We start from the raw sequence: 19789 nt of genomic DNA on the forward strand, positions 1-19789 counted from the left end.
GGCGGTGGTCGTTGTCGTGATTTTGGCACTATTCATTCGCAACAGGATCGCGCTCGGCGCGTGGAAAAATGACAAAAACCCTTCGCAAGACCCTTCGCAAATTCGCCATTGCCATCCCGCTCCTTGCCCTTGGCTTCTATTTCATTCCGATCCTCACGACGATTTTCGTGGTTTGCGGCCTGATCGACGTGCTGCGCAACGACCGCAAGAATCTGTCCCTGTTCAGCGGCTATTTCCTGGGCAATGGCCTCTTCACCTGGCTGCTTTCGCCATTCAACCTGCTGGTCGACCTCCTGTGCTACAGAAATCCGGGCGTGTGGAAGCTGGAGCAGTTCCCGGAGGATTATCAGCGCGAAGTCAACGAGGTCTTGGATGTCTTCAAGGCGCGCAAGGCCGAAATCATCGCCGACATCGACGCCAATTTCGGCGCCGGCCGGCGCGGCATGTATGTCTACCAATGGTATGGCAAGCACAGGATAGACAACGTCGCCGAGTTCAACAAGGATTTCAAATACATCAAGACGATTGCCGTCTCGGTCTTCAGCAAGCGCGAATCGACCTCCTGGCACTTCGGACCGTTGCGGCTCAGCCTCCGCATCCTCTACAACCTCATTCCGATGAAGTCAGAGATCTTCGTCGAGTGCGGCAACGTCAAGAACTACTGGTACGACAATCCGCTGTTCATTTTCGACGACACGCTGCTGCATCGCTCGGTCAACGAGTATGACGGTCGTCGCTACTGCGTATTCATGGACATTATCAGGCCGTCCCCGGTCCCCAGGCTTATCGCCGGCCTTCTCGCCATCGTCTCGGTGAGTGTCGAGAGGATCAATTCGATGTTCTACAAGAACTGGAAGATGATCGGCTCGACCAAGCCGAAAAAGGCCGAAACCACCTGAACTGAATTCATCGACGCTGCCGACGATGCCGGCGGCGTTCTGGGGCCTGCATGCGTGGGTTCGGCCATTCACTACGGGCTGCTGCCGTCCGCTTGCCGGCGTCCGATTGTTCAAGTGCACATCGTTCTCAAGCTCTCAAGAATTCATGCTATGAATCTCTTGGGGCCCATTCCGCTGGAAAAGCTCTTGGCTGTATGAGCGCTTTCGGGTTTGATCGCGACGGTTCTATCTCTTTCCTTTTTGGCGGCCTCAAGTGACCAGCTCCAAAACCTCCGGATTCTGGACGGCAACCTACATAGGTACTGTGTTGCTGGGCGTTACCTTCTGCGCCGTCTACATAAGTCTCGAAGACTCCGTCTACTATTGGGACTTCGCCGCCTATTTCAATACGTTCAACCGGGAGGGAGCGCTCCTGGTCAAGAGTCCTCTGGAATGGCTGAGCCATTTAGGGGCCTCCATCGAAACAGACGACTACAGTACGGCAATTCTGGTGCCTCTGATGCCGTTTCACCTGTTATTTGGCGGCTCACGGTTTTCATATCTAGCCGGAGTAGTGACGGTCTATCTGGTCCCGACGGCTCTCTTCATAGGAAGAATGAGCTATCTCGAAGCGGTCTCCGAGACCTCTTCATCCCGAAGCTGGTTTGCTGTCTGGATCGCGGTCTTTCTCTACACGCCGTTCTGGGCGGCAACGCTTCGCGGACTGCCGGACATTGCCGGTTGTTTCGCACTTGCCGCCGCGAGCTGGTTTCTTTGGAGGTCGAAGTTCCTGACCCGGGAACCGGTGATCAGTGCGATATCAGTCGGCGCTTGCCTGTGGTTGGCATTCATGCTGCGCCGCTGGTACGCCTATGGCGCGATAGGAATCGCGCTTTCTGCGGCACTCTTTTGTGTGCTGCAGGTCGCAAAAGATTGTGATCTCCCTGCGCTCCGCAAAGCTGTGTTGGGGGGCATGTGCGCAATCGCCGTTATTCTGGGGAGCGCATGGAATTTCCAGCTCCCGCTGATCGCCAAGATCCTGAGGACCAGCTATGGCGACCTTTACAGCGGATACCGGACCGATCTCCTCACCCAGCTTGGTGAAATGAGTTCCAGGCTCAGCTTTGTAAATTGGCTCCTGATCTTGTTGGGCCTCTATTTCTCTGTTGTGCGGGGCAACAGATTTGCTTTGTTTTGCGCTCTCGCCTCGGTACTCACCTTTTTCCTTTTTACCCGGACGCAGGACCCGGACCGGCACCATTCTATGCCGATGTTTCTATGGTTCTTTCCTGCCTATGCCCAGGCGATCGTTGCCATTGTTTCGATGCCTGCGCTGAGGTCGCGATGGTCAACCGCCGTCATCGCAATTGCCGCCGGACTTGCGTTTGTAGGCACCTTCTTCCCGATCGGCCGCGAGTTGCTCTCGCCGGTCAGCATCGTTTTCGCCAAGGAAGCCACACTCCCTCTGCACCTCGACAATCTCCCTGAATACAGACGCCTGATTGCCGACCTTATGCGCAACATGGAACCTGAGAATCGGGTTTCCGTCTTTGCTTCAGGCCCGGTCATGAGCGATTCACTGCTGTTTGGCATGAATCGAGGACTTTTCCCTTACGTCGTATGGACTTGCCAGGTGGACAGTCGTGATCGCTTTGTGCCGGAAGTATTGAAGTCCAGATATGTGGTCGTCACCGACCGACCGGTCACCCATTTGCAATCAGGTGCGCAGTTGTGTGTCACGATACCGAACCAACATATTTTCGAAGGAACCGGCATCGGTGCTGCTTACAAGCGGATCGATATCTATCGCCTGTCCGGCGGCGTTACCGGCTACCTCTATGAACAGGTGCGTCCGGTCAGCAAGTCGGAACTCGACGCCTTATACAGCGAATTCAGGAAGAAATATCCGGGTTGGACGACACCGCAATGGTAACGTTCGGAGTTTAATTCCCGACGCGCTCGGCGGTTTGTGCCTCCCGCAAACAATTGGGATTGACCGCCGCGTCCGTGCGAGGGCAGTAAGCGTCCATGTTCAATCTGCTTCTCGTGGCCGCCGGCGGCGGCATTGGCGCCGGCGTTCGCCATCTGACCAATATGGGCTCGCTGCGCCTTGTCGGCCCCAACTATCCCTGGGGCACGATGGCGATCAACATCGTCGGTTCGTTCGCGATGGGCCTGTTCATCGCCGCCTTGGCGCGCCGCGGCGGGTCTAACGAACTCAGACTGTTTGTTGCCACCGGCATCTTAGGCGGCTTCACGACCTTTTCCGCCTTTTCGCTCGATTTCGCGACCTTGTGGGAGCGGGGAGCCACCTTGCCGGCGTTTGGATATGCGCTGGCCAGCGTGATTGGCGCCATCATTGCCCTGTTTTTGGGTCTTTGGCTCGCAAGAAGCCTGCCTTAATGCTATTGCCGCGCCGAGAGCAGGCCTGGGCCTGCCAGGAAACGGGTAAGCGAAAACAATATGGCAGGCGTTGAACAGATCACGGTGGAGGCCGGCGAGGCGGGCATGCGGCTCGACCGCTGGTTCAAGACCCATTTCCCGGGCCTTGGCTTTGGTCATCTGCAGAAGCTGCTTCGGTCCGGGCAGATCCGCGTCGACGGCGGCCGCGTCAAGGCCGACACCCGTGTCGAGCCTGGCCAGACGGTGCGCATTCCACCGCTGGAAGTGGACAAGAAGGGCGACAGCCCGCTGACCGGCCATTCGATCCGCAACCAGGGCGATGCCGAGGTCCTGGCAAAGATGCTGATCCATGAGGATCCGAAGGTCTTCGTCTTCAACAAGCCGGCTGGCCTTGCGGTGCAGGGCGGCTCGGGCGTCACCCGTAACGTCGACGACATGTTGGAAGCCTGGCGCAACCAGAAGGGCGAGAAGCCGCGGCTGGTGCACCGGCTCGATCGCGACACGTCTGGCGTGCTGGTCGTCGCCCGCACCAGGCTGGCGGCGATGAAGCTCTCCGAGGCGTTTCGCGCCCGCGAGACCAAGAAGACCTACTGGGCTTTGGTCAAGGGCGTGCCCCCCAAGCGCGAGGATAAGATATCGACCTGGCTGATCAAGGAAGCCACGCCGGATGGCGATCGGGTGCGCATTGCCAAGCACGGCGAAAAGGGCGCCGACCATGCCGTATCCTACTATCGCATCATCGAGCAGGCGGCGCAGGCGCTGACCTGGCTGGAGATGGAGCCCTATACCGGCCGCACCCATCAGTTGCGCGTTCATGCCGCCCATATCGGTTGTCCCATCATCGGCGATCCCAAATATTTCGAGGCCGACACCAACTGGGATTTTCCGGGCGGGATGCAGAATCGCCTGCATCTGCACGCGCGCCGCATCGTCATCCCGCATCCGGACCAAGGTTTCATCGACGTCACCGCGCCTATGCCGCCGCATATGCGCCAGAGCTGGAACCTGATCGGCTTCGACGACGCCAGTGCGGAGGATTGACCATGAGCGGCGCTGCCGATGCGCTCGACCGTCGCGATGCGGTTGACATGGCGGCCGCCGCCATAATGGTCGGCCTGACGTTCTCCTGGGGCCTGAATTACGTCGCCGCCAAGATCTCCTATGCCGGCTATGATCCGGTTTTCCTGTCGATCGCGCGCTCGGTTATCGGCGGGCTCTGCGTCTTCCTCTGGTGCCGCTGGCGCGGCATTGCGCTTTTCAAGAGGGACGGGACATTGCTCGCGGGCATTGCAGTCGGCGTGCTCTTCGGCATCGAGTTCCTCTGCCTTTATGTCGGGCTGGAGCACACCACGGTCGCCCGCAACACGCTGCTGGTCAACACCATGCCGTTCTGGATGCTGCTGGGAGGGCATTTCCTGCTCGGCGAGCCGATCAGCCTGCGCAAATCCCTTGGCCTTCTGCTTGCCTTTGCCGGCCTCGCCGCGGTCTTTTCCGACAAGCTCGGCGGCGGCGGGGACATGCTGTTCGGCGATCTGCTGAGCCTTGGCTCCGGATTCGTCTGGGCCTTGACCAATATCCTCATCAAGCGCTCGAAGCTGGTCGAGACGAGCGCCGAAAAGCTGCTGCTCTATCAACTCTCCGGCGCTGCGATCGTCGGCGTCCTGGTGTTGCCTCTGGCCGGCCCCTCCGTGCGCGATCCCACGCTGTTGCCGACTTTGGCCCTGCTTTTCCAGGCACTCTATATCGTCGCCTTCACCTATGTTTTGTGGTTCTGGCTGCTGCGGCGCTATCCCGCCTCCAGCCTGTCGAGTTTCACGTTCCTGTCGCCGGTCTTCGGCGTGCTGTGCGGCGCCCTGTTCTTGAACGAGCCGCTGACCATACGCATTTTTCTGGCACTTGGTCTCATTGCCGCCGGTCTGGTCATCGTCAACAGGCCGCCGCGCCAGCAGACGGCCGAAGGAGGCTGACATGCGCGATATCCTCAGCGATCTCGAGGCGGGGAAACTGCTCTCCGACCCCGATCCGGTGCGCCGCGCCCAAATCCAGATGAAGAAGCCGCTGCCGAAGCGTTTTTACAAGGCCGTTTCGGTCGCGCGCGTCGATGCTGGCTTTGCCGTCCATCTCGACGGCAAGCCGGTGCGCACGCCGGGCAAGGCGCTGCTGACGCTGCCGACCGAGAAGGCGGCATCGCTGGTCGCCGATGAATTCGCCGCCCAGGGCGAGACCGTCGATCCGGTGTCGATGCCGGTGATGCGTCTCGTCAACACCGCGCTCGACGGCGTCGCCAGCGATCCGCAGGCGGTGCTGGAGGACATACTGCGCTTTGCCTCGTCGGATCTGCTCTGTTATCGCGCCGAGGCACCACAAGGCTTGGTCGAGCGGCAGAACGAGCTGTGGGATCCTGTCCTCGGCTGGGCGCAGGCAGCACTCGGCGCTCGCTTCAACCTTGCCGAGGGCATCATTCACGTCGATCAACCGCGCGAAACCATTGCTGTGCTGGGTGCGCATCTTGCCCAGCGCGCCGAGCCGCTGCGCCTGGCAGCGATCCACGTCATGACCTCCCTGACCGGTTCGGCGCTGCTGGCGTTGGCCGTGGATTTCGGCGAACTCGGCGGTGAGGCGGCCTGGACTGCCGGCCATGTCGACGAGGATTGGCAGATCGAGCATTGGGGACAGGATGCGGAAGCTGTCGCGCGCCGCTCCGCCCGTAAGCGCGAGATGATGGCTGCCGTCGGTCTGATCGAGGCGCTCGAAGGCTGACCGGCCACCGCACCGCACCTAATACCAAAGTCATAATCCCAAAGTCATCTGCCGTTGGCAGGCGCTTTCTGTCATTTTTCCCGTGATTGCTGCCGCGAGTCTGCGTTCGGAAGAGAATGCGAACGCAAGGGCGCTGCATCGAGCACAAGGGTCTCACGGGAGGAGCATCTCAATGGCTATCGCATCGACCGCCAGCGGAAAGAGCCGCGGCATGACGCGAGAGGAGAAGAAAGTCATCTTCGCTTCTTCGCTCGGCACTGTTTTCGAATGGTACGATTTTTATCTCTACGGGTCGCTGGCGGCCTTTATTGGTTCGACCTTTTTCAGCCCGACCATTCCGGAAGCGACGCGCAATATTTTCGCGCTGCTGGCTTTCGCCGCCGGCTTCCTCGTCCGTCCGTTCGGCGCTTTGCTGTTCGGCCGCATCGGCGACCTTGTCGGCCGCAAATATACCTTCCTCGTCACCATGACGATCATGGGCCTGTCGACCTTCCTGGTGGGCTTGCTGCCTGGTTATGCGAGCCTCGGCATCGCGGCTCCGGTGATCCTGATCGTCCTGCGCATGCTCCAGGGCTTGGCACTGGGCGGCGAATATGGCGGCGCGGCCACCTATGTCGCCGAGCATGCGCCGGACGACCGGCGCGGCTACTATACGTCGTGGATCCAGACGACCGCCACACTCGGCCTGTTCCTGTCGCTGATCGTCATCCTGATCGTCCAGGGCTCCATGAGCAAGGAAACCTATGCCGCCTGGGGCTGGCGCGTTCCTTTCATCGTGTCGTTCCTGTTGCTCGGCATTTCCATCTGGATCCGGCTGTCGCTTTCCGAATCCCCCACCTTCCAGCGCATGAAGGAAGAGGGCAAGGGTTCCAAGGCACCGCTCTCGGAAGCCTTCGGCCAGTGGAAGAACGCCAAGATCGCGCTGCTGGCACTGCTCGGCCTTACGGCTGGCCAGGCCGTGGTCTGGTATAACGGCCAGTTCTACGCCCTGTTCTTCCTCCAGAACGTGTTGAAGCTGGACGCACAGTCGGTCAACATCATGATCGCCATCGCGCTTGCGCTGGGCTCCATCTTCTTCGTCGTGTTCGGCTGGCTCTCCGACAAGATCGGCCGCAAACCGATCATCATGGCCGGGCTCGCACTGGCGATCGTCTGCACCTTCCCGCTGTTCAAGGCATTGACCTGGGCCGCCAATCCGGCCCTTGCCGAGGCACAGCAGAGCACCCGCGCGACGGTGACCGCGGCACCCGGCGACTGCAGGTTCCAGTTCAATCCGGTGGGCACCGCCAAGTTCACGACGTCTTGCGACATCGCGACCTCGTTCCTGACCAAGAACTCGGTGCCCTATGACGTCGTTTCCACGGCGGCACCCGGTACGGCTGCTTCGGTCAAGATCGGCAATGAAACGGTGGCATCCTACGATGCTGTCGCCGCGGGCGACCAGGCCAAGGCCAAGGAGGCCGCCTTCGTCAAGGCCGTCAACATGTCGCTGCAGGACGGCGGATATCCGCTGAAGCGTGCTGCGATCAAGATACCGGACCAGAAGCTCGACGCGTTTGTCGCTGCCAATCCCGAACTGAAGCTCGACGCCGCCGCCATCCGCGCCGGCGAGAAGGCGACGGTTCCTACCGATCAGGCTATCAAGGACAAGCTTTTGACCGCCGACGAGGCTGCCGGTGCGCCTGAGGTCACCGTCTACAACATACCCGGCGGCGGTGCCTTCGCCATGTTCGCCGACCCTGCGGCCGTGAACTGGCCTATGACGATCGCCATCCTGTTCGTCCTCGTCCTGTTCGTGACCATGGTCTACGGTCCGATCGCGGCCATCCTGGTCGAGATGTTCCCGACCCGCATCCGCTACACCGGCATGTCGCTGCCCTACCATATCGGCAATGGCTGGTTCGGCGGGTTGCTGCCGGCGACGGTGTTCGCGCTCAGTGCCTACAGGGGCGACATCTATTATGGCCTCTGGTATCCCGTGATAATCGCGGCGATGTCGCTCGTCATCGGCATGATCTTCGTCAAGGATACGCTGGGCACGAACCTGGAGACCAAGCAGTAACGGGTCGGATCCACATGCATGAGAAAACCCGGCGCGAGCGATCGCGCCGGGTTTTCATATCGAGGCTGAAGATGCGTTCAGCTCTTCGGCTGCTGGTTTTCTTCCTCGACAGCGGCCTCGTGATACCAGCCATCGAAATCGGCATGCGTGTTACGCAGCGAGGCAAGCTCTGCCGCGAACTTGGCCTTCGCGCCTAAATTTGAGGCAGATACGCGGCCTGCAAGCGGGAACATCAGGATCTTTGCCGACGGACGGGCGAGGGTGACTTCCATTGGCGGTCTCCTTTCTTCTCCGAGGGTCAGTTGATTCAGCTTTTCCTCAAAATAGGTTCTGCGATTCATTTAGGCAATATGCTTATGAAAAGATCAGTTATTGCCTATTATTTGCGCAATCTCTGCGTCTGATCGATCCCGGCGCATTGCTGGGGCGGTGCAGTGAATTCACGGGAATCTTACGACCATTTTGTCGCACCGGTCGACGCCAGAGTGGCATATGAATTGCTTTTTACCAGTCGGCAGGTCGGCTTGCTCCGGCCATGCGTCGACACCGCGTGCGGTGGTCAAGCACAACGAGAGGCTCTAGAATGACCAAATACAAGCTCGAGTATATCTGGCTCGACGGATACACCCCGGCCCCCAATCTTCGCGGCAAGACCCAGATCAAGGATTATGCCGAGTTCCCGAAGCTCGATCAGCTGCCGCTGTGGGGCTTCGACGGCTCGTCCACCATGCAGGCCGAGGGCCGAAGCTCCGATTGCGTGTTGAAGCCGGTCGCGCTTTATCCCGATCCGGCCCGCACCAACGGCGTTCTCGTCATGTGCGAAGTCATGATGCCCGATGGCGTCACGCCGCACGTGTCCAACAGCCGCGCGACCATTCTCGACGACGAGGATGCCTGGTTCGGTTTCGAGCAGGAGTACTTCTTCTACAAGGATGGCCGTCCGCTCGGTTTCCCCGAGAGCGGTTATCCCGCCCCGCAGGGCCCGTACTACACCGGCGTCGGCTATTCGAACGTCGGCAGCATCGCGCGCCAGATCGTCGAAGAGCATCTCGACCTCTGCCTTGCCGCGGGTATCAACCATGAAGGCATCAACGCCGAAGTGGCCAAAGGCCAGTGGGAATTCCAGATTTTCGGCAAGGGCTCCAAGAAGGCCGCCGATCAGATGTGGATGGCCCGCTACCTGCTCCAGCGCCTCACCGAAAAGTACGGCATAGATATCGAGTTCCACTGCAAGCCGCTCGGCGACACCGATTGGAACGGCTCGGGCATGCATTGCAACTTCTCGACCAAATATATGCGCGAAGTCGGCGGCAAGGGTTATTTCGAGGCCCTGATGGCGCAGTTCGAAAAGAACCTGATGGACCATATCGCCGTGTACGGCCCGGACAACGACAAGCGTCTGACCGGCAAGCACGAGACGGCCCCCTGGAACAAGTTCAGCTATGGTATCGCCGACCGCGGCGCCTCGATCCGCGTGCCGCATTCGTTCGTCAAGAATGACTACAAGGGTTATCTGGAAGACCGCCGCCCGAACTCGCAGGGCGATCCCTACCAGATCGCTTCCCAGGTCCTGAAGACGATCTCGCAGGTTTCGACCGGCGCATCGGTTTCGGCCGCTGCTTGATATTTCACGTCGGGCCTCAAGATCCCCGACAACCATGACGCGAGCCCCGGCGGGAGTTGCCGGGGCTTTTTCGTGTGACGATGGCGGGCACTATCGCATGCCGCTGTTTCCGTTCGCCGCTCCTCGTCTTCCTGGCTCCTGGCCTGGCAAAGCAAATTCCCCCAAAAAAAGTCAGGTTAAAAAGGGCGGCTCAAACCCATCCCGACAAGGCGGCTTTGGGCTGACGAAAGCATACCTTGGCGCCGGGCCGCAGGCTTCGAAATCCTCGAAAAAGCCCGGAAATCCGGCCATTCCGGCAAGAATGCCTGTCGACCGATCCTTTCATAAGCCCCTGTTCATACACCAAAATCGACCGTCTCGACGCCCGGCAGGCGACATTGACAGGCTGCGGCGCAACATGCGTATTCGCAGGCATTGGGGGATACGCCAAGCGGTGCTGTTCGAAGGGGCGGGGTTTCTTGAACGACAGCATTGGCGGGGGCGCCGGACGAGCGGGCATTGCAGCCTGAGGCAGTGTGCCGCTCGCTCCTGGCTTATCCCTTTACTCGCAAAAAGCGCATGCCGGATCGCCTGGCAGCCCAGCTTGGCTGGCTCAAGCCGGCCTGTGCCTCAGCGCAATCGGCACGTGTGACGTGACCAGCCGACGGAACCTCAGCAGCCGGTGCGCCTTTCCAGTCGCTGGATCGGGGCAGCATCCGATCGAACGCGTCAGTGTCCGCGGATTTGGCTGAATGGAAGCCTCGATATGAGCAAACAAAGAGGCCGGAAGAGGTTCATCTTCCGGCCTCGCATTTGCAGGCTGAATTGAAGCCGCTGGATCCGGGTTATGCCGGGTCCAGGGAGATCAAAAATCAGACCGAATAGTACATGTCGTATTCGACGGGATGCGGTGTCATTTCGAAGCGCATCACCTCGGCCATCTTCAACTCGATGTAGCTGTCGATCTGGTCGTCGTCGAAGACGCCGCCGGCCTTCAGGAAGCCGCGGTCCTTGTCGAGGCTCTGGAGCGCCTCACGCAGCGAGCCGCAGACGGTCGGGATCTTCTTCAGCTCCTTCGGCGGCAAATCGTAGAGATCCTTGTCCATCGGCTGGCCGGGATGAATCTTGTTCTTGATCCCGTCGAGGCCGGCCATCAGCATGGCGGCAAAGGCGAGATAGGGGTTCGCGCCCGGATCGGGGAAGCGGACCTCGACGCGCTTCGACTTTGGCGACGAGCCGAACGGGATGCGGCAGGATGCCGAGCGGTTGCGCGCCGAATAGGCGAGCAGCACCGGCGCCTCGTAGCCCGGCACCAGGCGCTTGTAGGAATTGGTCAGCGGGTTGGTGAAGGCGTTGATGGCCTTGGCGTGCTTGATGATGCCGCCGATATAGAACAGGCAGCTTTCCGAGAGGCCGGCATACTCGTTGCCGGCGAAGGTCGGCTTGCCTCCTTTCCAGATCGACTGGTGGACATGCATGCCCGAGCCGTTGTCGCCGAAGATCGGCTTCGGCATGAAGGTGGCGGTCTTGCCATAGGCATTGGCGACCTGATGCACGACATATTTGTAGATCAGCATCTTGTCGGCGTTGCGGACCAGCGTGTCGAACTTGATGCCGAGTTCGTGCTGGGCCGCAGCCACCTCGTGGTGATGCTTCTCGACCCGCACGCCCATCTCGGCGAGCACGGTCAGCATCTCGGAGCGCATGTCCTGCGCCGAATCGATCGGCGGCACCGGGAAATAACCGCCTTTGATGCGCGGACGGTGGCCGAGATTGCCGGTTTCGTAGTCGGTGTCGTCATTGGACGGCAGTTCGGTGGAATCGAGCCTGAAGCCGGTGTTATAGGGATCGGCTTTGTACTTGACGTCGTCGAAGACGAAGAACTCGGCTTCCGGGCCGACATAGATGGTGTCGCCGATGCCTTCCGACTTCATGTAGGCCTCGGCCTTCTTGGCAGTGCCGCGCGGGTCGCGGTTATAGGATTCGCCCGAAACCGGATCGAGGATGTCGCATAGGATGACCATGGTCGACTGCGCGAAAAACGGATCCATATGGACCGTTTCAGGATCGGGCATCAGCACCATGTCGGACTCGTTGATTGCCTTCCAGCCGGCGATCGAAGAACCATCGAACATCACGCCATCGGCGAACATGTCTTCCTCGACCTCGATGACATCCATCGTCACGTGCTGCAGCTTGCCCTTCGGGTCAGTGAAGCGCAGGTCAACGAACTTCACATCGTTGTCCTTGATCTGCTTCATGATGTCTTTGGCTGTCGTCATGTCATGTATCCCTGTGTGACGTTTTTTAATGATGACGTTTCGGAAGATGGGCGAGGCGTCAGACGGCATCCATGCCGGTTTCGCCGGTGCGGATGCGCACGACTTCCTCGATGTTGGAGACGAAGATCTTGCCGTCGCCGATGCGTCCTGTCTGGGCCGCCTTGCGGATCGCTTCGATGGCGCCTTCGACCGCATCGTCGCCGAGCACGACTTCGATCTTCACCTTGGGCAGGAAGTCGACGACATATTCGGCGCCGCGATAGAGTTCGGTATGCCCTTTCTGGCGTCCAAAACCCTTGGCCTCGGTCACGGTGATGCCTTGCAGTCCGGCCTCCTGAAGCGCTTCCTTCACTTCGTCCAGCTTGAATGGCTTGATGATCGCTTCGATCTTTTTCATGTAAAAAATGGCCTCCACTGCCAAAAAAACGGGTTGTGAGCCCCCGCTTGCGCCTCCATCAAGCACGAATTGTGCCAATTGGCGGGATTTCAAGCGGTGTCATTCGATTCCAGAACCATGCCGCACGAAGATGCAAATTCGCATCGTTCGCTGCATCCAGCGCGCGACGGATGGCTGCAGCCTACGCGGCGTCGGTGTTTATGTCTGCCCGATATTTAGGCGTATTGCTTATTTGGTGGGCATTGCTCAGCTTGGCTGGGACCGCGCCAACTCCTCTGCGTTTGCGTCGAGCCGAAAACTGGACAATGCTTTATCGAATGCGGATCGGCAATCCATGAGCAACGAACTTCTTTCTCCCGAGGAGATGAGTGAGGCGGATCGGTTGACGATTGCCGCCGGCGCAATCGACGGCATCGGCCTGATGCGCCGTGCAGGAGAAGCCGTCGCGGCCGAAATTTTCAGCCGCTATCCGGCGGCGAAGCGGGTCTATGTGCTTTGCGGTCCCGGCAACAATGGCGGCGATGGCTATGTCGTGGCCCGCTGCCTGGCAGCCGCTGGCGTCGACACGATGGTGTGGGCGTCGGGCACGCCGAAGCCGGGCAGCGATGCCGCGCTCGCCGCCGGCGAATGCCCGGTCAAACCTCGGCCGCTGGCGAATTTCGCGGCCGAAGCCGGCGCTGTCGTCGTCGACGCCCTTTACGGAGCAGGGCTGTCCAAACCGCTGTCCGGTGAAGCGGCGAGAACGGTTGGCATTGTGGCAAGCCTGGCCTTGCCGGTCGTCGCGGTCGATCTGCCATCAGGCGTTTCCGGAGGCAGCGGCCAAGTGCTCGGCCAGGCTTTTCGCGCTGGGGTCACCGTCACCTTCGCACGCAAAAAGCCTGGCCATCTTCTGCTCCCCGGGCGCAAGCTGTGCGGGGAGGTCGTGCTGGCCGATATCGGCATCACCGACGGTGTCATTGCGCGGATTCGACCCCAGACGTTCGAGAACACGCCGGCGCTTTGGCTCGACGTTTTTCCGATTCCGGGTGTCGATACGCACAAGTACAAGCGCGGCCATGTCGGCGTCTTTTCCGGTGGCCCGAATGCCACCGGCGCGGCGCGGCTTGCGGCGCTTGCCGCGGCGCGAAGCGGGGCAGGGGCGGTCACCGTCCTGTCCCCGGCGAACGCCATGCAGGTGAATGCCGCGCATCTGACCTCGATCATGCTGCGCAAGGCAAATGACAGCGCCGACATCGACGCCTTCATCGGCGAACGCCGGCCCTCCGCCTTTGTGCTCGGACCTGGCTTCGGTGTCGGTGAAAGAACGCGGAATTTTGCTCTCACGCTGCTTGCCGCTGGCCAGCAGCGGAACGTTTCCGCCTCGGTCGATGGCCTCGTGTTCGACGCCGACGCGATCACCTCGTTTCGCGAGAAGCCGGATGCCCTGTTCGAAGCCTCGCGCCAGCCGGGCGCGCCGTCGCTGGTGATGACGCCGCATGAAGGCGAGTTCGCCAGGCTGTTTGCTGACATCGCGGGTGGCGCCGTTTCGTCCAAGTTGGGCAGGGCTCGTATGGCCGCCACCCGTGCCAATGCCGTGATCGTCTATAAGGGCGCCGACACCGTAATCGCTGCTCCCGATGGCAGGGCTGCGATAAACTCCAATGGTGCGCCGTGGTTGGCAACCGCCGGCTCGGGCGATGTGTTATCGGGCCTCGTGGCCGGCTTCCTGGCGCAAGGCATGCCGGCCTTCGAGGCGGCGTGCGCGGCGGTGTGGATCCATGCCGAGGCCGGCAGCCGGTTCGGGCCGGGGCTGATCGCCGAGGACTTGCCGCTGGCGCTGGTGCCGGCGTTGCACGAACTGGTGGCGGCTCGCGGCGCGCGCTGACCGGCTCGACATTCAGCTCACAGCGGAATGTTGTCGTGCTTTTTCCAGGGGTTCTGCATGTCCTTGTTGCGCAGCATCCGCAGCGCGCGGGCAATGCGGCGGCGGGTCGAATGCGGCATGATCACCTCGTCGACATAGCCGCGCTCGGCGGCGACGAAGGGTGACAGGAAGCGGTCTTCGTAAGTCTTTGTATGGGCAGCGATCTTTTCGGCGTCTCCGATTTCCTTGCGATAGATGATCTCGACCGCGCCCCTGGCGCCCATCACGGCGATCTGCGCCGTCGGCCAGGCATAGTTCATATCGCCACGCAGGTGTTTCGAAGCCATCACGTCATAGGCGCCGCCATAGGCCTTCCTGGTGATGACGGTGATCTTCGGCACGGTCGCCTCGGCATAGGCGAAGAGCAGTTTGGCGCCGTGCTTGATCAGCCCGCCATATTCCTGCGCCGTGCCCGGCAGGAAGCCCGGAACGTCGACGAAGGTGACGATCGGAATCGAAAAACAGTCGCAGAAGCGCACGAAGCGCGCCGCCTTGCGGCTGGCGTCGGAATCGAGCACGCCGGCCAGCACCATGGGCTGGTTGGCGACGAAGCCGACCGTGCGGCCTTCAATACGTCCGAAGCCGGTGACGATGTTCTTGGCGAAACTTTGCTGGATCTCGAAGAAATCGCCCTCGTCGGCGACTTTCAGGATCAGCTCCTTGATATCGTAAGGCTTGTTGGCGTTGTCGGGGATCAGCCGGTCGAGCGACAGATCGTGATCGGTGACCGACTGGTAGCATTCAATCTCGGGAATCTCCGATGTGTTCGAGGCCGGCAGCAAATCGACCAGCCGGCGCATCTGCAGCAGTGCTTCGACGTCGTTGTCATAGGCGCCGTCGGCGATCGAGGATTTCGTCGTGTGAACGGAAGCGCCGCCGAGGCTCTCGGCGGTCACCGTCTCGTTGGTGACGGTCTTCACCACGTCCGGTCCAGTGACGAACATGTAGGAGGTGTCGCGCACCATGAAGATGAAGTCGGTCATGGCCGGCGAATAGACGTCGCCGCCAGCGCAAGGCCCCATGATCACGGAAATCTGCGGAATGACGCCCGACGCCAGCACATTGCGCTGAAAGATCTCGGCATAGCCGCCGAGTGCGGCCACGCCTTCCTGGATGCGGGCACCGCCGGCATCGTAGAGGCCGATGATCGGCGCGCGGTTGCGCAGCGCCATCTCCTGCACCTTGATGACCTTTTCGGCATGCGCTTCCGACAGCGAGCCGCCGAACACGGTAAAATCCTTGGCGAAGAGATAGACCGGGCGGCCGTTGACGGTGCCCCAGCCGGTGACAACGCCATCGCCGGCGATCTTGGTCTTTTCCATGCCGAAGTCGGTCGAACGGTGCTCGACATACATGTCGAACTCCTCGAACGAACCCTCGTCGAGAAACACCTCGATGCGTTCGCGGGCGGTGAGCTTGCCCTTCTTGTGCTGCGCGTCGATGCGAGCCTGACCGCCGCCCATGCGGGCGATCTCGCGACGACGCTCGAGTTCCTTCAGCACGTCCTTCATTCTCGATCTCCTGCGCGGGCTGCTTTGTGGTAATGATGCCCGCAGGTGAGCGCAAGCGTCGCTTTTTCGAGGCGTTTTGTTGCGCTGCAACATGATGCCCTTGCATTTCAGAGCGAACTCAGCCATATGCACGGCATAGGCGCTTGGGCCGGACCGATCCGGCCTTCTCCTCGAATGAGACTGGTTGCGTCTGTTTTCCCTCTTTCCTGCTGATCGACCCCGATTGGTTAGCAAGGTGGCGAAAAAGCCCCGTGGCATGATGCCTGCGGGCACGACAGCGCAGCCGCGCGGACGAACACGTCCGCCGCCTTGTCGTTCCATGACAATTGATTCGACGGCAGGTTGCGCCCTGCCGCCATTGATGTTTGCGGCCAGAGGCCGCGTGAAAGAAGAATATTTTGACCAACGAAAACACTTTGCCCGGCAACGACACTGGAGAACTCTCCGGTTTCGCAGCACTGGGAATCACGGGTGCGCTGCTCAAGGCCACCCATGCCGCCGGCTTCACCGATCCGAAGCCGATCCAGGCTCAGGCGATCCCGCCGCAGATGGAAGGCCGTGACATTTTCGGCATCGCCCAGACCGGCTCCGGCAAAACTGCGGCCTTCGCGCTGCCGATCCTGTCGAAGATCATTGCGCTCGGCACCAAGCGCCGGCCGAAGACGGCACGCGCGCTGATCCTGGCGCCGACTCGTGAGCTCGCCGTGCAGATCGAGGACACCATCAAGATCCTCGCCAAGGGCGCGCATGTCTCGACCGCGCTCGTGCTGGGCGGCGTCTCGCGCTTCAGCCAGGTGAAGAAGGTTGCGCCTGGTGTCGACATCCTGATCGCCACGCCTGGCCGGTTGACCGATCTGGTGCGCGAAGGCGACCTCATGCTTGCCGACACCAAATGGCTGGTGCTCGACGAGGGCGACCGCATGCTCGACATGGGCTTCATCAATGACGTCAAGCGCATCGCCAAGGCGACCGCGCCGGACCGTCAGACGGTGCTGTTCTCCGCGACTATGCCCAATGAAATCGCCGAACTGGCGAAAGGCCTGCTGAAGAACCCGATCCGTGTCGAAGTCGCGCCGCAAAGCACGGCGGCGGCCGAGATCGCGCAGAGCGTCGTCCTTGCCCGCACCAAGCAGAAGCGCCAAGTGCTGTCGACGATGCTCGCCGACGAGGCGATGAAGTCCGTCATCATCTTTTCGCGTACCAAGCACGGCGCCGACCGGGTAACCAAGGACCTCGAGCGCGACGGCTTCAAGGCCGCTGTCATCCACGGCAACAAGTCGCAGAATGCGCGGCAGAAGGCACTGAACGATTTCCGCGAGGGTTCGGTGCGCATTCTGGTGGCCACCGACATCGCCGCGCGCGGCATCGACGTGCCCGGCATCAGTCATGTCGTGAATTTCGACCTGCCTGATGAGGCGGAGAGCTATGTCCACCGCATCGGCCGCACCGGCCGCAACGGCCGGGACGGCATTGCGATTACGCTCTGCGATCCGTCCGAGAACAGCAAGCTGCGCCAGGTCGAACGCATCATCCGCGCCAAGCTGCCTGTTGTCGCCGACCATCTCGGCAGCCCCGATCCGCAGCGCAACCCGGCTGAGAAGAACGAGCGCTTCGAGCCTGCCAATGACCGCAACGAGCGCAATGGCCGTCGCGACGGCAGGCGGCCGGGCGGCCAGAACAACGGCTCGGGCAAGAAGCGCTTCGGTGACAAGCCGGCCTTCGCTGGCGACCGCAAACCGGAAGGCGCCAAGCCCTTCAAGGGCAACAATAAACGCCGCTTCGGCGGCAAACGGCCCGCGGCGCGGGCCGCGTAGGCAGGCCGCTTCGTATTGGCCGGGCATTTGCGTGCCCGGCTGGTCACCAGTGAGATAAAGGGCGACCGCGGTGAGGCTGCGGTCGCCCTTTCCGTATGGAAGCTCGGGCTACTTCGCGACCGCCTCGATCCAGACGGCAATTCTTTGTGCAAGGAAGGTCGTGGTCGATGGCGACAGGGCGTCGCCGGCGATGACGTGGTTGTCGGGATCGCCGGTATCGTCGACCGGAACCAGCTCGTGCGGCGCGCCCCAACGCCCGGCGATTTCACGCGTGCGGTCAGGCCGCACCACGCTGTCCGAATCCGAAAAGATGAAGAGGGCAGGGACCACCGCTTTCTCCACCGGCGCGCCATAGGCAAGTTCCGTCAGCGCCTGCATCGGCAGCGTCGCGGCAAGGGGATATCTGGTGGTCCAGAATTTCTCGTGCAGCGCGTTGCGCGGCATGAAGCTGCGCTCCTTGCCGGCGACGAGTTCGGCTATTTGTTTGCCCCATCGCATGGTCAGGATCCCGGCGCCCGACGCCTTGACGCCGAAATTCGGCGAGATGAACGCGATCGCCGCCACGCCGTCCGAAGCGCCCGGCTGTGTTGCCGCCCAGGCCGCCAGCGAGCCGCCGGTCGAGGTAGAGATGACGATCACCTTGTCGCCGATGGCCCGGCCGATCGCGAGCGCCTCCTCATAGTCGTTGATCCAGGCATTGAGGCTGCCTTGCGTCATGGCCGCGCCATCCTGCCCGTGGCCGGTGAGGCGGGTGAAGAACAGATTGGCGTCGAGTTGGTCGGCAACCTCGTCGGGCAGCGGGCGGAGCTCGCCCTTCGACGCCGAAAAGCCGTGGATATAGACGATGGACAGCCGTGTCCTGGCATGCACCATCGGATTGGCCCAGATGATCTCTTTCTCCAGCCCGTCACGGATGCCGGATATCGCCGCTTCCGTCCTGGCCACGTAGGCCTGCGGATCGTCGCCGATTGCGGATGGATCGAAGCGGATCGTGGTGTCGACGGGAACCCGCGGGCCGAGCACGAAGGCCAGTGCGAGGATGGCGACTAACCCCAGCACAGCAAGCACGATTCGTCGCCCCATCGCAGACTCCAAACGCAACAACAACAAACCTACGGCGGTGGCGGGGAACAGGCAACGACCGGCCGGCGATGAAGCCGCCGATCCGCTGGCTTCTATTCGCTCGGCGGCTTGCGGTCGTAATTCAGCGGCCGTGCCTTCCAGCTCGTCATGAGGCTGATCACGCCTCGGTACACCGGTCTCGGCAACAGGCTGAGCAGCTTCAGGGGCCAGCTCGTCCGGCGCGGGAATGTGACCTCGAAGCCGCCGGATTTGATACCCCGCACCATGCGCCGCGTCGCTCGGCTGACCGGCATCAGCCCCGGCATGGGCAGCATGTTCTTCTCGGTCAGCGGTGTGTCTATGAAGCCCGGATTCATGACCTGGACGCGCACGTTCATCTTGTCGAAATCGTATTTCAGCGATTCGGCCAGGATGTTGATCGCCGCTTTGGTGCCGCCATAGGCGGCGGTCGTCGGCCAGCCGAAATAAGCGGTGACCGAGCCGACCAGCACGATATGGCCGCGCGCCCGCACGCGCATGCGTTCGACGACCGGCACCAGCCCGTTGATGATGCCGAAATAGTTGACCTCGAAAGACCGGCGAAAATCGCTGACGACGAGAGCCTCGCCAGGCGTGGAAATGTAGTTGCCCGCGTTTAAGACGGCGAGCACGATGGGGCCAAGCTCGTTCTCGATTGCAGCGACGGTTCTTGCCATGCGCGGCTCGTCGGTCACGTCGCAGGGAAAAGCCTTGACCTTGCCTGGCATCTGCGCGGTCTCGACAATCAGCGTGTCGATGGGATCGCCATCGGGTGCCGTTACGGCCACCGCATAGCCCTGGGACGCAAGGTCCCTGGCCAGCGAACGGCCGATGCCGCTGCTGCCTCCCGTGACCCAGGCGACGCCATGCTTCGGGTCGGCCCGATAGAGTGTCATGCTGCGCCCCCGTCGAATTGTTCTTGGCTTTTGCTCTAACCGCGAAGAAATCGAATGAAAAGAGCGGTTTTCGATGCCGGTCCCAAATGAACCGCGCGGATACGCCCGGCACCAGGGAGAGGCCGGCGCAAATGCAGTGCAGAAAATGCCACTGGACCAGGCAAATTCTTGCCTTGAAA

16 protein-coding genes are annotated in these 19789 nt (G+C 61.3%); 10 read left to right on the top strand and 6 right to left on the bottom strand.

Translation table 11 applies throughout. The features are described 5' to 3' along the window. Window positions 1–68: 68 nt before the first annotated feature. The 7 genes from FJ428_RS25550 (at window position 69) to FJ428_RS25580 (ending at window position 8103) form a co-directional block, all read left to right on the top strand. Window positions 69–899: an aspartyl/asparaginyl beta-hydroxylase domain-containing protein gene (locus tag FJ428_RS25550; RefSeq protein ID WP_140515448.1), complete on the top strand. Its 831-nt coding sequence runs from the start codon at window positions 69–71 to the stop codon at window positions 897–899. Between the two features lie 253 nt (window positions 900–1152). Further along, the gene (locus FJ428_RS25555) at window positions 1153–2811 is read left to right on the top strand and encodes a hypothetical protein (protein ID WP_140515447.1); all 1659 of its coding nucleotides are present in this window, start codon (window positions 1153–1155) and stop codon (window positions 2809–2811) included. Between the two features lie 95 nt (window positions 2812–2906). Beyond that, on the top strand, window positions 2907–3281 hold the full coding sequence (crcB, locus tag FJ428_RS25560) for a fluoride efflux transporter CrcB (protein ID WP_140515446.1): 375 nt from the start codon (window positions 2907–2909) through the stop codon (window positions 3279–3281). Between the two features lie 60 nt (window positions 3282–3341). Next, window positions 3342–4322, top strand: a complete 981-nt coding sequence (locus tag FJ428_RS25565; protein ID WP_140515445.1) for an RluA family pseudouridine synthase — start codon at window positions 3342–3344, stop codon at window positions 4320–4322. A gap of 2 nt (window positions 4323–4324) precedes the next feature. Further along, entirely contained in the window at window positions 4325–5248 is a 924-nt protein-coding gene (locus tag FJ428_RS25570) for a DMT family transporter (RefSeq protein ID WP_140880445.1), read from the top strand. A 1-nt stretch (window position 5249) separates the two neighbouring features. Next, window positions 5250–6041, top strand: a complete 792-nt coding sequence (locus FJ428_RS25575; protein ID WP_140880446.1) for an ATP12 family chaperone protein — start codon at window positions 5250–5252, stop codon at window positions 6039–6041. A 172-nt stretch (window positions 6042–6213) separates the two neighbouring features. After that, window positions 6214–8103 (top strand): MFS transporter, encoded by a 1890-nt coding sequence (locus FJ428_RS25580; protein WP_140880447.1) that lies wholly within the window; start codon window positions 6214–6216, stop codon window positions 8101–8103. A gap of 77 nt (window positions 8104–8180) precedes the next feature. On the opposite strand, the gene FJ428_RS25585 is transcribed toward FJ428_RS25580, so the two are convergent. Further along, window positions 8181–8375, bottom strand: coding sequence for a DUF2735 domain-containing protein (locus tag FJ428_RS25585; RefSeq protein ID WP_140501298.1), 195 nt, complete (start codon window positions 8373–8375; stop codon window positions 8181–8183). Window positions 8376–8686: 311 nt separating this feature from the next. On the opposite strand from FJ428_RS25585, the gene FJ428_RS25590 reads away from it, so the two are divergent. Further along, complete coding sequence (locus FJ428_RS25590) at window positions 8687–9727, top strand: glutamine synthetase beta-grasp domain-containing protein (RefSeq protein ID WP_140501300.1); 1041 nt, start codon at window positions 8687–8689, stop codon at window positions 9725–9727. 851 nt (window positions 9728–10578) lie between these two features. Here the strand turns inward: FJ428_RS25590 and glnA are convergent. Together glnA and FJ428_RS25600 are read right to left on the bottom strand one after the other, a co-directional pair. Next, entirely contained in the window at window positions 10579–11988 is a 1410-nt protein-coding gene (glnA, locus tag FJ428_RS25595) for a type I glutamate--ammonia ligase (RefSeq protein ID WP_140515442.1), read from the bottom strand. 58 nt (window positions 11989–12046) lie between these two features. After that, window positions 12047–12385: a P-II family nitrogen regulator gene (locus FJ428_RS25600; RefSeq protein ID WP_006205430.1), complete on the bottom strand. Its 339-nt coding sequence runs from the start codon at window positions 12383–12385 to the stop codon at window positions 12047–12049. Between the two features lie 334 nt (window positions 12386–12719). Between FJ428_RS25600 and FJ428_RS25605 the strand changes: the two genes are divergently transcribed. After that, a complete protein-coding gene (locus FJ428_RS25605) occupies window positions 12720–14249 on the top strand; it encodes an NAD(P)H-hydrate dehydratase (protein WP_140880448.1) in 1530 nt (509 codons plus the stop codon). A 17-nt stretch (window positions 14250–14266) separates the two neighbouring features. Here the strand turns inward: FJ428_RS25605 and FJ428_RS25610 are convergent, their stop codons facing one another. Beyond that, window positions 14267–15799 carry an acyl-CoA carboxylase subunit beta gene (locus FJ428_RS25610; protein WP_140880449.1) on the bottom strand — a complete coding sequence of 511 codons (1533 nt, stop codon included), beginning with the start codon at window positions 15797–15799 and terminating at the stop codon, window positions 14267–14269. A gap of 398 nt (window positions 15800–16197) precedes the next feature. Between FJ428_RS25610 and FJ428_RS25615 the strand changes: the two genes are divergently transcribed. Next, window positions 16198–17613 (top strand): DEAD/DEAH box helicase, encoded by a 1416-nt coding sequence (locus FJ428_RS25615; protein ID WP_140501308.1) that lies wholly within the window; start codon window positions 16198–16200, stop codon window positions 17611–17613. A gap of 108 nt (window positions 17614–17721) precedes the next feature. Here FJ428_RS25615 and FJ428_RS25620 read toward each other — a convergent pair whose 3' ends face one another. Together FJ428_RS25620 and FJ428_RS25625 are read right to left on the bottom strand one after the other, a co-directional pair. Next, a complete protein-coding gene (locus FJ428_RS25620; RefSeq protein ID WP_140501310.1) occupies window positions 17722–18696 on the bottom strand; it encodes an alpha/beta fold hydrolase in 975 nt (324 codons plus the stop codon). Between the two features lie 92 nt (window positions 18697–18788). Continuing rightward, window positions 18789–19610: an SDR family oxidoreductase gene (locus FJ428_RS25625; RefSeq protein WP_140501312.1), complete on the bottom strand. Its 822-nt coding sequence runs from the start codon at window positions 19608–19610 to the stop codon at window positions 18789–18791. Window positions 19611–19789: the final 179 nt, after the last annotated feature.

Source organism: Mesorhizobium sp. B2-8-1, assembly GCF_006440955.1.
Classification (GTDB): domain Bacteria; phylum Pseudomonadota; class Alphaproteobacteria; order Rhizobiales; family Rhizobiaceae; genus Mesorhizobium.